The sequence below is a fragment of the Streptomyces diastatochromogenes genome (assembly GCF_002242805.1).
GTDB lineage: Bacteria > Actinomycetota > Actinomycetes > Streptomycetales > Streptomycetaceae > Streptomyces > Streptomyces diastatochromogenes.
This window is the reverse complement of record NZ_MCGQ01000006.1, coordinates 100,439-113,111: the sequence shown is the minus strand read 5'-3', so window position 1 is coordinate 113,111 and position 12,673 is coordinate 100,439. Positions and strand designations below refer to the sequence as shown.

Genomic DNA, 12,673 nt, shown 5'->3' with positions numbered 1-12,673 from the left:
TCTGTTCCCGGTTACTGACTTCGGCTCGTCAGGGTGAGGCTGGGTCGTCGAGGGTCAGGCCGGATCGACGAATATGTCGAGTGCGAGATCACCCTCGAAGCCAGCAGGGCTGTAGACGGACAGGTCGGTGACGCCCTCGTCCGACAGGACCTCGTCGTCGATGAACAGGTTGGCGGTGCACTTCCGCGCGTCACGCGTGAGGATGGCGTACGCGGCGTCAGCCATGATCCGCGGACTACGGGCTTGTCCGGCGCCGCCGACCACGTTGCGCACGGCGGCCGTGTCGATCAGGGTCCGCGGCCACAACGAGTTGGCGGCGATGCCGTCGGCGGCGAGCTCCTCGGCGAGCCCGATGGTGCACAGACTCATGCCGTACTTCGACAGCGTGTAACCGAGATGCTTCCCCACCCAGTGCGGCGCGAGGTTCAACGGCGGGGAGAGCGTGAGGATGTGCGGGTTGCCCGCCTTGCGCAGGTGCGGGATAGCGGCCTTGCTCAGCAGGAACGTGCCACGTGTGTTGATGTCCTGCATCAGGTCGTACCGCTTCATCTCCAGCTGCTCCGACGACGACAGGTCGATCGCACTGGCGTTGTTCACCACGATGTCGATGCCGCCGAAGGCGCTGACCGCCGCGTCGACAGCGGTGCGCACATCGTCCTCGTCGCGGACGTCACCGACGACGGCCAGCCCCTTGCCGCCCGCGCGCTCAATCTCGTCAACGGCGGTGTGGACCGTGCCTTCGAGCTTCGGATGCGGCACGGCGGTCTTGGCGAGCATCACCACGTTCGCACCGCCGCGGGCCGCGCGCAGAGCGATGGCGAGTCCGATGCCGCGGCTGCCTCCCGACATCAGGATGGTCTTGTCGGCCAGCGTCTGTGTCATGGTCGAACCTCCAAAATAGATTGCCGAGCTAATGGTACGTGATGCTAATGGTATCTTCCGCGTATGACTTCCACTCCCACACGCCAGATCGACCGGCTCTACCACGAGCTCCTGGCCCCCAAAGAGACACAGTCCGTTCGCGCTGCCGTGCGCCGGATCGCAGAGCACGAAGTGGCTCCGCACGCCGTGGCGATCGCGGGGGGCGACGAGCGAACGGACGGCTTCCCCCGGCATGTTTTTGAAGGGCTTGCGTCTGCGGGGGTCTTCCGGATCCCCTTCCCCAGCGAGGTCGGCGGCGACGGTCTGACCCACCCGGCGACCGCCACCGCCGCGGCCATCGAGGAACTGGCCTACTACTCCAGCAGCGTCGCGGCCGTCTTCGATGTGCACTGCATCCTGGCGGGCAACGCCCTGCGGCAGGGCACCGAGGAGCAGCAGCAGCGATGGCTGCGAAAGGTCGCGGAGGGCTCAGTGGTCGGCGCGTTCGCCACCACCGAGCCGAACGCCTCAAGTGACCTGTCCCCGCAGGCGGTTCAGACCGAGGCGATACGCACCGAGGCCGGCTGGGTGCTGAACGGCCACAAGCGGTGGATCTCCAACTCGCCCGTCGCCGGGTTCGTGGTGGTTCTCGCCCGCACCGGCACCCGGCTGAGCATGTTCATCGTCGACACGGCACTTCCCGGAGTGGAAGTCGGCCTTCCCGACCGCAAGATGGGCAACCGCGGCCAGCTCACCGCGGACATCCGCTTCACGGATGTGCACCTGACCGACGACGACCTCCTCGGTGGCGCCGAGGGACACGGACTGCGCCATGCGCTGTCCACTCTGGCCTACGGCCGGATCGGCATCGCGGCTGCCGGGGTCGGCATGGCGCAGGCCGCCTTCGACCACACCGTGGCCCACCTGTCGACGCGACACGCCTTCGGCAAGCCGGTGGCCGCCAACCAGCACTGGCAGTTCCTGCTCGCCGAACGGGCCACCGAGATCGAGAACGCCCGCACCCTCTACACCAAGGCCGCCCTGCGCCTGGACACCGGCAACCCGTCCCCGGAACCTGAGGCCGCGATGGCGAAGCACTACGCCACCAAGCTGTCCGTGGACATGGCACGCGACGCCGTCCAGGCCTTCGGAGGCCTCGGCTTCGCGCGCGAACTGGGCGCCGACGGCACTCCCGGTCCCGTCGAGGCCATCTACCGGGACAGCAAGATCGGCGAGATCTACGAGGGCACCAACGAGATCCAGAAGTGGGTCATAGCCCGGCAGATCTTCGGCCGGACCATCGTCGGCTGACGCCCCTGCTCACGCCCTGCCCCGCGCCCGTCTTCCGCGCATGGAGATCCCTGCCATGGTCCAGCCGCCCCGGGCTCTCTCGTACGATGGGCCGAGACCATACGTATGACTAACCATGGGTGGGATAAACGATGTCCGAGGCTCCGCTGGTACCGGGGACAGTGGCCGAACACACCATCTGCCTTCTGGTGAAGCTCGGACAGGTGGCGTTCAAGATCGCCGAGGTCGGTATCGCTGGGACTGGTCTGCGGGTGCGGCACTACAGCGTCCTGCAGGCCCTGGCGGACAACGGGGCGATGCCGCAGCTGGCACTCGGCTCGTTCCTGCGAATCGATCCGGCGACGATGGTGACGAGTCTTGACGACCTGGAGCGGGCAGGATTTGCCCAGCGGACACGCGATCCACAGGACCGGCGCCGGTATGCCGTCGATATCACTGACGGCGGGCGCAAGGTCCTGGCCGATCTCAACCGTGCGCTCGTGGATCTCGACAGCGAAATTCTCGCAGACCTGGGCACCACGGAACGGCACTCGCTTCACGTCCTGCTGGGCAGCCTCGCGGGGAGTCCCGCTCTGACCTCTCTGTTCGACACCGTCCGGGAGCAGACCGGCGCTAAACGGGCATAGACGGTAGAAGGTCGCCCCAGGTTGGAGTGGTATACCCCGGTCCTGGCGGAGTCGGGTTGCCGGAACGCTGATCATTACCTGACTTCGGCTCGTCAGGGTGAGGCTGGGTCGTCGAGGGTCAGGCCGGTGCCCGCTATGAAGCCGTCGAGGGTTTCGGGGCAGTACTGGAGGCGTTTGAGCCGGTTGCGTACGAGGGCTTCGAGCCGGTCGAGAGCGACCACGGCGAGGTTAGCCAGACTGCGCTGACGTGCGCCCATACCCACTCGACGGGGTTCAGGTCCGGCGAGTAGGCGGGCAGCAGGAAGACCGTCAGCCAGTCACGCTCGGTGATCAGCTCACGCATGGCGTGGGAGACGTGGGTGTTGAGCCGGTCCCAGACCAGCACGATCGGCGCCTTGACGAGCTGGTGGACGCCGTCGACCAGTGCGATGAAGTCGCGCTCGCCCATGCTGCGGCGCTTGCCTTTGCCCGCGGGGTGGGTGCGCAGGCGGTGGCACAGCCGGGTGCGGGAGCCGGGCCGCATGGCGATCAGCCCGGCCACCGACAGGCGTCCTGAGCGTCCGACCGCTCACCGTCACCTGCGGGGTGTAGCCGCGTCGGCCCCAGGTGCGTCCTTTGGGCGGTTGTCGCGTGAAGCCTGCCTCGTCCTCGAAGCAGATGTAGCCCCCGCAGGCCGCCCGGGCCCTTTTACCTCGGCCCAGGTCGCCTCCTTCCACAGGGTCACGGCCTGCTCGTCGCGTTCGGCGACCCGCCGCGCAGGGACCTGCGGGCTGAAGCCGAGCCGGTGCATCAGCCTCGTGGCTCCCGAAACGCTGTAGGAAATGTGGAACTTCCTGCCGATCAGCGTGGCTACCCGGGCGGCGGTCCACGCCTGGTCTTCCACCCATCTGTGCGTGGCGGGTCCTTCATCGAGGTATGCGGCCAGCTTTTCCAGACAGCGCGGGGACAGCCGGCATCGCGATCCACTCGGGCCGCGGGAGGCCAGCGCCTGCACGCCGCCGTCCCGCCACAACTGATGCCACTGGTAGGCCGACTTCGGGCTCACCCGCAGGCGCCGTGCCACCTCGGGCGGCTTGATCTTCTGCTCGAACAGCTTGGCCGCCTGCAACCGCACCGTCTCCCGGCGCTGACGTCCCGCAGGGGTTAGCCCGCCTCCATCCGCATACCTCACACACCACGGAATACAGCCACTACCCCAGGCCCAGCAGAGACTTCAGGTAAGCTCACCCTGACGAGCCGAAGTCAGTAACGGCGCAGGCCAACACCCGGTGGATGTACTCCAGCGCGCGGGACTGCCCGGAGCGCAGGGCGATGTGCCGGGCGTGACGGCCACCCTCGTGATCGGGATGCAGCAGCAACTGGGCCAACTGCTCGACGCTTCCGTCAGCGCGGGCCACATGGCAGGCGATCGCCGCGGTGATCCGATGCCCGTGTTCCGCCACACCTTGACGATCTCCGCGCGGGAGCACCGTGCGATGGTCGGAGCCGAGCCTGCTGTAGCTGCTTCCTCTCGCGGCTCGTCTACTCGACGGCGAGCAGCGACCTCGCGCTGCTCCAGCAGCCCGGCATCGACGGTATCCATAACCTCCACAGGGGTGATGGCGCATCGTGCCACCACTCCCATGGGGCAGTCGGTCTTATGTCGGACCAGCGCAAGCGCAGCCTTCAAGCCCGTAAAGACAATAACTTCTTAGGCAGACCCGGCCCTTGGTGGTGGGGGCGAAGGTCGGCGAGGTCGCTTGTACCTGTCCCGCGCAGATTCCCGAAGGGCCATTGTGCGCCATCTCTATCTCACACTATGGTCTTATGGACGTAAGCTAATCGAGCGTAAGTCAAAGGGGTGTGGGGCTGTCGCGACCAGTCGCAGTGGCTGGTTGGACCTGCCGTACCGCATCACCGGGCGGACCGTGGGACGGAGCAGGGCAATGAAGGGCGCAATCACCGTCATCGACAAGGGCAATGTGCGGGTGCACAGCTACATGGCTCCCGACGCCAGCATCAACGTCACCACCCAGCTGATCGAGACCCCGAGCCGGATCGTCGCGGTGGACGGTCAGATCAACGTCGCGGACGCCGACGAGGTTGTCGAGTACGCCCACGGGCTGGGTAAGCCGCTGGACCGGCTCATCATCACCCACGAGCACCCGGACCACTTCCAGGGTGCGGCCCGCTTCAACGCGCCCATTCACGCATTGCCGGTCGTACGCGATCAGATGGCGGCGAGGGGCGACCTTCAGGATCTCAACGGCATCCCGATCCTGGCGGCGGAGGTGGCTCCCACCGTCCCGATCGCTCCCGCTGTTGAGGTCATCGACGGCGTTCCGTTCGTCTTTGAAGCCGTCTCCGGCGGTGAGACCGCCGACCAGTTGGTGATCCGGCTGCCCGAGCACGGCTTGCTGGTGGCACAGGACCTCGTCTACAACGGGACCCACGTGTTCGTCGGCCACAACGACATCGATCGCTGGCAGGACATTCTGCAGGACCTCGCCGACCCGGCCTACGACACGGTCCTGCCCGGACACGGGCTCCCTGCAGGGCAGGCCGTGCTCGTCGAGATGGCCGAGTACCTGAAAGCCGCCCGCGAACTCCTCGGCGACGACGGCGAGGCGTACAAGCAGGCCATCATGGAGCGATTCCCCACCCGCCGAATTCCTTTCATCATCGACATCGGCAACTACTACCTGTTCGGCACTCGGCCCACCTGACCGCCTCGACCTCCAAGCCGGCATCGGCGTCAGTTCGCCGAGCGGGCAGCAGCCGGGCAACCGACGGCGCTTTCCGGCAGTTGTGCAATGCTGGGGATGGTCGCAGCTCGGATGAGTAGACGGAACTTGGCTCGGCTGACCTGTGGCCGTGGCAGGCTGTACGCATTCTGCCGCTGCCGGCCATTCGGGTCGACGGATGGACTCGCCGGACAGCCGGCGTCGACACATCCATCACCTCGTCGCTCTTCCTGACCTTCACGGAGCGGGCGCAGTCGAATTCCTGGCCATGGACTTCGGAGAGAGCAGCGCGGCGGCGAGGTCGTTCACGGCGCCCCGTGATCGGCGCGGGGGCATTTGCGTAAAGGAATCACCGACGCCGAGCTGTTCCAGGCGAGTCGGCACACCACCGGCAACGCGTTCCTCGAGGTCTGTCCGCCGCTGCCGGGGATCGATTCCGCCTCCCGTCGGGCCCGGGGGTTCATCGCACGGTCGAAGTGTTCCTCCTTTCCGTGCGGTCGGTACCGGTTCGTCCGCCAGGCGGGCCCGAGTTGCCGAACACGACGCGGATCGTGTACATCGCGTCCTTCAGCGGACAGTGTGGAAGGCTCCGGCGTCACCCTATTGGCAATGAATTACGAACGTCATACTATGACCTGGCCGCGCGGACCTGCAGTTGTATCGGCATTTCGCCCCAGGGACGTGGGGTGTGTTCAGGGAGGTGTCATGGTGAGATCCGGGCAGAGGACTTCGATAGCAGGGAAGGTCGCGCTGGTGACCGGCGGAGCCCGGGGGTTGGGTGCCGCGACCGCACAACGACTGAGGGACAAAGGCGCTCATGTCTTCGTGGTCGACCTCCAGCCGGACGCGGGCCGGTCGGCCGACCATGGCATCACCGTCCTTCGAGGTGATGTCACCGAGCTGGGAGACATCTCGGGAGCCGTGGAGCGAGTGGTAGCGGAGGCCGGCTGCCTCGACATCGTGATTGCCAACGCGGGTGTGGCCGCCAAGGGGGCCACGTTGCGCGCCTCGTCGCCTGCCCGGATGCATCGGCTCTTCGACATCAATGTCGGGGGCGTGCTCAACACCGTCCATGCCTCGTTGCCCCACATCATCGGCAGCGCGGGTCGCATTGTGTTGCTCTCGTCGGTGTTCGCCTACGTCAACGGCGCGGGGACGGTGCCCTATGCGATGAGCAAGGCGGCCGTCGAGCAGCTTGGGCGAGGACTGCGGGTCGAACTCGCCGCTCATGGGGTCAGTGTCACGACGGCTTATTTCGCCATGATCAATACGGACATGATCCGGCAGAGCATCGATGAGGATCCCGCGGCGCAGGCGCTGCTCGACACCCTGCCGAAGGTGCTCCACAAGCGGATCAGCCCCGAGAGCGCGGCGCGTGCCATCGTCGCCGGACTCTCCCGCCGGGACGCGAGGGTGGTCCGCCCCCGCCGGTGGTCGGCGGTCTCGGCTCTTCGCGGCATTCTCTCGCCCGTCCTGGATGCTCGCATGGCCGCCGATGGGGAAATCCAGAGCCTCGTCGCGAGCCTTGACGCCCGCGTGGGTGAGGATCTCCTGACCAGCTGAGGCCGCCGGCATCAGGGCCGCCGCCCCGGATCGCCGCGAGCGCGTTCGCACCAGGGCAGTCGTCTGTCTGAGTTCGGGCTCGCGGCGTTCAAACCGCTCGGCGACTGATGGAGGATGCGGAGTATCTACGTTGCCGGAACAGTGGGGTGGACAGCCGTTAGGCGGGTGGGCCACCGTCTGCGGCCGAGTAGCTTGACCTTCTACGTGCGCTGAGAGGGACTCCATCATCGCGTGTTGACCACGAGGTCTCCGATCGAGCCCGGGGAGGGCGGCAACAGGTCGCAGGCCCGTACGCGTCGGGTGGGTGAAGGGCTCAGGAGCCGAACGGCACTTCGTGGCCCGAGCGGATGGTGGTGCCGTCCGGCTGTGAGTGAGGTGTTGTCGGGCGAGCCGACCACTCGGCGGGAAAGACGGGGCGTGAGTGGTCGGGATTGTCGGTCGGCTCTCTTTAGCCGCCACGCTTGGCGCGGAAGGACGTACGCCCGTTTCGCCGTACCATCGCGATGGTGGTGGCGAGCCTCCCCCGACCGAGGTCGGGGCGCAGTCCGTTCCCCAGGCGGTGGATCTGGTCGGTGTGCCAGCTGAGGTCCAACACCCCGTCGAGCGCCTTGAGGTCGGCGATCCTGCCCAGCAGGCCTCTCATGCCGTAGCTGATCCGGTGTGCGGTGAGTGTCTCGGCTCTTCCGTCGAGGATGAGCCTGGCGGCGTCCGGCGTGGTGATCGTCGGCCGACCGATGCCGACCACGTCGCATTCGCCGGCCTGTACGGCCCCCTGCATGGCTTCGTGGGTGCGGAATCCGCCGGTGACGGCGAGCGGGATGTCCCCCACGAGCTCGCGCACCGTACGGGCGTACTCCAGGAAGTACGCCTCGCGTGCCCTGGTGCTGGGGGCCGCCGCGCCGCTCATGGCCATGGACTCGTAGCTGCCGCCGCTGACCTCGATGAGGTCGATGCCTTCCCCGGCGAGGGAGGCGAGTACGGCACGCGACTCGTCCTCGGTGAAGCCGCCGCGTTGGAAGTCGGCGGAGTTGAGTTTGACGCCGACCGCGAAACCGGGCGAGACACGGGCGCGGATGCGCCGGACGACTTCGAGACCGAAACGCATTCTTCCTTCGAGGTCGCCGCCCCAGTCGTCGTCGCGCCGGTTCGACAGCGGGGACAGGAACTGAGAGATGAGGTACCCGTGGGCACCTTGCACCTGCACGCCGTTGAAGCCGGCAGATTCACACACGGCCGCGGCCGTGGCGAAACGCTCGATGATCTCCTCGATCTCCGCCGGCCGCAGCTCGCGCGGTGTTCTGGCGCCGGGCAGGTTCGGTGCGACCGGGCTGGGTGCCACGGGTGTGTGTCCGAGAGCCAGGGGATTGGCCTGGCGTCCGGGATGGTTGAGCTGGGCCCAGATCGGGACGCCGGAGTCCTGGGCGGTCTTGGCCCAGCGCGAGAGCGCGTCAAGGTCACGCGCGTCCTCGATGACGATGTTGCCCGGTTCGCCGAGCTGTGCTCGGTCGACCATGACGTTGCCGGTGATCATCAGGCCGTACCCGCCTCTGCCCCATGTGGAGTAGAGGCGGCCGAGGCGCTCGTCCGGTGAGTTGTTCCTGTCGCCCAGCGCCTCGCTGAGCGCGGACTTCATCAGACGGTTCGGGAGTACCTGGCCGTTGGGGAGGGCGAGCGGGGTGTCCAGCGTGTTCATCGGCGGTTTCCTCGGGGTGGTGGTGTCGGCACGGCTTGGAGGACCGGGTTCGGGGCGGTGGTGCGGCTCGACGGACGGTCACGCGAAAGCCGGAGGGGGCTGGTAGCCCGCGAGCTCCTGGCCCAGGAGCTCGGCGAACTTGATCGTGGTGAGGTCGCCGCCGCTCGGCCCCATCGCCTGCAGCCCGACGGGCATGCCGTCCCTGCCCGTCCGGACCGGGACGGTCGTCGCGGGGGAGCCCGCCACGTTGGCGATCGCGCTCCACTTGACCTGCTCCCAGTAGGGGCGGGATTGCCCGTCCACCTGGATCCGGCGTCCGAACCTGTCGATGGGTTTGTCGTGGTGAGGCGGCGCTGTCGTCGAGGTGACCGGCATGAGCAGGACGTCGAAGTCCCGGAAGAACTCGGTCCATCGCTGCCGGAGCTCATGGCGTTCGACGTCCGCCTGGAGCCAGCTGTAGTGGGATTGGAAGGTGCCCCGCAGCGCATACATCGCCTCTCCGCGAGGGCGCTGGACGACCCGCGCGAGCAGCGCGGCGTTGGAGGCCGGGGTCAGACCGGACCGGTCGTAGGTGAACGCACCGAAGAGCAGGCGCAGGAAGACGTCATGGCTGGTCGCCATGGAGACAGGGAGGCTGGTGGGCCTCACATCGACCTTCGCGCCAGCTGTCCTGAGGGCGTTCAGCGCGTCGTCCATCGCGGCGGCGACATCGTCGTCAACGGGGCACGACGGATCCTCGGTCCACACCGCGACCCGGAAGCCGCCCAGTTCGCTGGCCCGGGGCGGTGCGAGGGTGTAGCTGAATCCGCCGTCGCGCTCCGGCGGTCCCACTGTCGCCCGGAGGATCGGGACGAGATCACGCGCCTCGCGCACCTGTGCGCCCGCGCAGGCGAGATCGATCTCTCCCCAACGCCCCACGCCCGGTCCCCCTGGGACGTGGCCGATGAGCGGAATGGACCGCCAGGTCGCCTTGTGTCCGTAGAGGCCGTTGAAGTGTGCCGGGATGCGCGTCGAGCCGCCGATTTCCGAGCCGAAGTCGAAGGCGGTGAGTCCCGCTGCTGTCGCCACGGCGCCACCACCCGCGGAGCCTCCGGACGTGCGGGTGGTGTTCCACGGATTCAGCGTGGGCCCGAACACCGGGTTGTCCGCCTGGACGTCCTGGTTTCCCGCGGGCATGTTGGTCTTGCCGATGATCACCGCACCGGCGGCACGCAACCTTCGTACGGCCTCGGCGTCCTGTTCGGGTACGTAGGCTTTGAGGTCGGGACGGCCGCAGGCGGTTCGCAGGCCGGCGGTCTCATAGCTGTCCTTCAACGTGATCGGCAGCCCGTGGAGCGGCCCGAGTTCCGCCCCGCGCGCACGCTTCGCGTCGGCTTCCCTGGCCTCACGCCGCGCTCGGTCGGTGTCGAGTGTGACGATCGCGTTGAGCCGCGCGTTGTGGGCGCCGATCCGGCTCAGGTAGACATCGAGCAGTTCCTCGCTCGACACCTCACCCGAGGCCAGTGCGCTGAGCTGATCCGCGGCTGACTGGAACGGAAGGTCATGCATAGGGAGCCTCGTTTCTGTCTGCGCCGACTAGGTGAGCAGCGGTGGGAAGCCATGTGCCGGATTATTGGCGCATGATCGTAATGTTATGAGTCTGTGTAGATTTCTGGTCAAGCCTGGAGATCACCATCACGGACGGCGATGTCTTACGGCGACGGCGGGCTGCCGCTCTCGTCCTGCGCGGTCATTCCCTTGCGACGCTCAGGCTCATGACGTGAGAAACCCGAGTGCTCTCGTCACGAATTCATCGTGGTACTGGAAGATCCCGCCGTGTCCGGCATCCGGGAAAAGGGGGACGAGTTCGCTCCGGGGCAGGCGTGCGGCCAGGGTGAGCGTGTTCTGGCTGGGCACCATGCTGTCGTTCGTGCCGTTCGCCACGAGGACCGGTTGGCGGACGACCGACAGGTCCGACGGGGACTGGCGGCCCCACCGTTTGACGGCCTTCAGCTGGGCGCGGAGTGACAGCAGTGAGATGTTCTTGTCGCGGTCCTGTGTGCGTTCCTTCAGTCGTCTCAGGAAGGCTCGTCCCGCCCGCCGGCCGCTTGCGGTATCGGTGAAGAAGAGGGAGAGCTTGGGATCCTGGCGGGTCAGGGCGCCCTTGAGCGTGGCACGCAGGGTGAGTGCCGGGACCTTGTCGATGCCGGGGCCGCCGGCTGGTCCGGTGCCCGCCAGGATGACCTTGCGGACGAGGCGCGGCTCCGCCTCCGCGATGACCTGTGCGACGAAACCGCCCATGGACAGACCGAGCAGATCGACCTGGTCGAACCCGAGGGCTCGGACGAAAAGAACCGCGTCGTGAGCCATCGCCTCGATCGTGTCCGGCGTGGAGCCGCCCGACCCGCCCACCCCGCGGTTGTCGAACGCGATGACCCGACGCCGTGCGGCGAGTCCGTCGACGACGCGAGGGTCCCAGTTGTCCAGAACCCCGGCCAGGTGCATCAGCAGGACGATCGGCACGCCTTCTCGGGGGCCGAGTTCCCGGTAGGCGAAGTCCACGCCCTGAACGGAGACGGTACGGGTCGGCGTGTTCGTGTAGAACGACGCCGAGTGGGTGGGCGAATTCCGCGATGTGGTCATAGTCGGGTCCTTCTGGTGGCGAGGTTTCGGGGGGACTTCTCGTCGCCGTGTGGCGGTGTCGTCCTGGCGCTATGCGGAGGGTCTTCACCGGCCTGCGGGGCTGCATCACGTCATCTTGGACACGACCCTGCCGGCCGTCGCGCGCCCTGCCGCGAGGTACTCCAGCGCTTCTCCGGTCGACTCGAACGCGAACGCGGTGTCGACAACGGGACGGATCCCGCCGGCGTCGATGAGAGGGGTGAGCTCACGCGGTTGGTCTCCGTTGGCCTTCATGAACAGGGATGAGTAAGTCGCGCCGCGACACTGATGACCTTCCCGCCGGGCCGCACCGTGTCCGATGGCCCGGCCCGGGCTGTGCGCTTCAGCGGGCAGGGGCACAACTCATTAAATTACATTCGTAATTCTAAATGGTCGACGAGTGAACCGCAATGTGGTGCGGGCCGGGTGGTGTGCGGGAGGGTGGGTCATTCGTCCGGCCGTGGCGGGAGCGCCGATGGCGTCGGCCGCTGTGTGCTCCGTGGGTCGGTCACTCTGTGGTTCCAGCGTGATCGTGCTCGATGTCCAGCAGGGCCAAGGTGTTGCGGATGCCCTGGTCGAGGAGTTCGTCTGCGAGCCTCGTGTCGGCGAGGGCTCGGGAGAGCTGCAGTGCCCCGGCCATCATGGCGTAGGCGGTGAGCGTCCTGGTGCGGGCCGAGAGTGGGTCGTCGGGTGCCAGGCGGGTGGCGATCCCGTCCGCGACGGCGAGTACTCCGTCGGTGTATGCCTGTCGGGTCGGGGTTGCGCAGCGTGTGATCTCGTCGAGCAGTGCGGCGGAGGGGCAGCCCCATTCGGTGTTGTCGCGGTGCTGGGCGGACAGGTACCAGCGCACGATCTGTTCGAGTCCCGCGCGGCCGGGTGCCGCGTGCGCGACGACGTTGGCGTTCTGTGCCTCGAGTTGGTCGGCGACCGCGGTGGCCACGAGCTCGTCTTTGGAAGTGAAGTGGGTGTAGAAGGCGCCATTGGTCAGACCCGCGTCCTTCATGAGCGTCGCGATGCCTGAGCCGTCGATGCCGTCCCGCTTGAACCGGCGGCCGGCTGCCTCGATGATCCGCTGCCTGGTGGCCTCGTTGTGCTCTTCCTTGTATCGCACGCATTCTCCTTCGCTTGTTGGGTGGGCTGATCACCCTCCGGTGCCGGGGGCGGGTCGGTCGGTGGTGGCCGCTTCCCGGGGTTTCGGCGAGGACCCGGGTGGTGGCCCTCTTGCGGTCTCAACCTCTCCCTTCATAATATTATGG

The 12,673-nt window shown here is 67.2% G+C and carries 11 protein-coding genes and 1 pseudogene; 4 read left to right on the top strand and 8 right to left on the bottom strand.

Annotated elements, in window-relative coordinates; all coding sequences use genetic code 11:
* Positions 1-54: 54 nt before the first annotated feature.
* Positions 55-882 (bottom strand): SDR family oxidoreductase, encoded by an 828-nt coding sequence (locus BEK98_RS04010; protein WP_094214954.1) that lies wholly within the window; start codon positions 880-882, stop codon positions 55-57.
* 63 nt (positions 883-945) lie between these two features.
* Here BEK98_RS04010 and BEK98_RS04005 point away from each other — a divergent pair, with 63 nt between their 5' ends.
* Together BEK98_RS04005 and BEK98_RS04000 are read left to right on the top strand one after the other, a co-directional pair.
* On the top strand, positions 946-2,172 hold the full coding sequence (locus tag BEK98_RS04005; RefSeq protein WP_094214953.1) for an acyl-CoA dehydrogenase family protein: 1,227 nt from the start codon (positions 946-948) through the stop codon (positions 2,170-2,172).
* Between the two features lie 131 nt (positions 2,173-2,303).
* The gene (locus tag BEK98_RS04000; protein WP_094214952.1) at positions 2,304-2,798 is read left to right on the top strand and encodes a MarR family winged helix-turn-helix transcriptional regulator; all 495 of its coding nucleotides are present in this window, start codon (positions 2,304-2,306) and stop codon (positions 2,796-2,798) included.
* Between the two features lie 92 nt (positions 2,799-2,890).
* Here the strand turns inward: BEK98_RS04000 and BEK98_RS51235 are convergent.
* Together BEK98_RS51235 and BEK98_RS03985 are read right to left on the bottom strand one after the other, a co-directional pair.
* Positions 2,891-3,969: pseudogene (locus BEK98_RS51235) on the bottom strand (IS630 family transposase).
* 52 nt (positions 3,970-4,021) lie between these two features.
* Positions 4,022-4,240, bottom strand: coding sequence for a hypothetical protein (locus tag BEK98_RS03985; protein WP_244201734.1), 219 nt, complete (start codon positions 4,238-4,240; stop codon positions 4,022-4,024).
* A 483-nt stretch (positions 4,241-4,723) separates the two neighbouring features.
* On the opposite strand from BEK98_RS03985, the gene BEK98_RS03980 reads away from it, so the two are divergent.
* Together BEK98_RS03980 and BEK98_RS03975 are read left to right on the top strand one after the other, a co-directional pair.
* Positions 4,724-5,503 carry an MBL fold metallo-hydrolase gene (locus BEK98_RS03980; protein WP_094214951.1) on the top strand — a complete coding sequence of 260 codons (780 nt, stop codon included), beginning with the start codon at positions 4,724-4,726 and terminating at the stop codon, positions 5,501-5,503.
* Between the two features lie 627 nt (positions 5,504-6,130).
* Complete coding sequence (locus BEK98_RS03975) at positions 6,131-7,084, top strand: SDR family NAD(P)-dependent oxidoreductase (RefSeq protein WP_341868950.1); 954 nt, start codon at positions 6,131-6,133, stop codon at positions 7,082-7,084.
* Between the two features lie 448 nt (positions 7,085-7,532).
* Here BEK98_RS03975 and BEK98_RS03970 read toward each other — a convergent pair whose 3' ends face one another.
* From BEK98_RS03970 to BEK98_RS03950, 5 genes are all read right to left on the bottom strand, one after another.
* Positions 7,533-8,777: an NADH:flavin oxidoreductase/NADH oxidase family protein gene (locus tag BEK98_RS03970; RefSeq protein ID WP_094214949.1), complete on the bottom strand. Its 1,245-nt coding sequence runs from the start codon at positions 8,775-8,777 to the stop codon at positions 7,533-7,535.
* Between the two features lie 78 nt (positions 8,778-8,855).
* Entirely contained in the window at positions 8,856-10,325 is a 1,470-nt protein-coding gene (locus tag BEK98_RS03965) for an amidase (RefSeq protein WP_094214948.1), read from the bottom strand.
* A 204-nt stretch (positions 10,326-10,529) separates the two neighbouring features.
* Complete coding sequence (locus BEK98_RS03960) at positions 10,530-11,399, bottom strand: alpha/beta fold hydrolase (protein ID WP_094214947.1); 870 nt, start codon at positions 11,397-11,399, stop codon at positions 10,530-10,532.
* Between the two features lie 105 nt (positions 11,400-11,504).
* Complete coding sequence (locus tag BEK98_RS03955) at positions 11,505-11,777, bottom strand: zinc-binding dehydrogenase (protein WP_341868949.1); 273 nt, start codon at positions 11,775-11,777, stop codon at positions 11,505-11,507.
* A 148-nt stretch (positions 11,778-11,925) separates the two neighbouring features.
* Positions 11,926-12,528 carry a TetR/AcrR family transcriptional regulator gene (locus BEK98_RS03950; protein ID WP_094214945.1) on the bottom strand — a complete coding sequence of 201 codons (603 nt, stop codon included), beginning with the start codon at positions 12,526-12,528 and terminating at the stop codon, positions 11,926-11,928.
* Positions 12,529-12,673 lie beyond the last annotated feature (145 nt).

Excerpts from the sequence above, each read along its gene's own strand:
- BEK98_RS04010 (WP_094214954.1), bottom strand. The coding sequence starts at position 882 with ATGACACAGACGCTGGCCGACAAGACCATCCTGATGTCGGGAGGCAGC.
- BEK98_RS04005 (WP_094214953.1), top strand. The coding sequence starts at position 946 with ATGACTTCCACTCCCACACGCCAGATCGACCGGCTCTACCACGAGCTC.
- BEK98_RS04000 (WP_094214952.1), top strand. The coding sequence starts at position 2,304 with ATGTCCGAGGCTCCGCTGGTACCGGGGACAGTGGCCGAACACACCATC.
- BEK98_RS03980 (WP_094214951.1), top strand. The coding sequence starts at position 4,724 with ATGAAGGGCGCAATCACCGTCATCGACAAGGGCAATGTGCGGGTGCAC.
- BEK98_RS03975 (WP_341868950.1), top strand. The coding sequence starts at position 6,131 with ATGAATTACGAACGTCATACTATGACCTGGCCGCGCGGACCTGCAGTT.
- BEK98_RS03970 (WP_094214949.1), bottom strand. The coding sequence starts at position 8,777 with ATGAACACGCTGGACACCCCGCTCGCCCTCCCCAACGGCCAGGTACTC.
- BEK98_RS03965 (WP_094214948.1), bottom strand. The coding sequence starts at position 10,325 with ATGCATGACCTTCCGTTCCAGTCAGCCGCGGATCAGCTCAGCGCACTG.
- BEK98_RS03960 (WP_094214947.1), bottom strand. The coding sequence starts at position 11,399 with ATGACCACATCGCGGAATTCGCCCACCCACTCGGCGTCGTTCTACACG.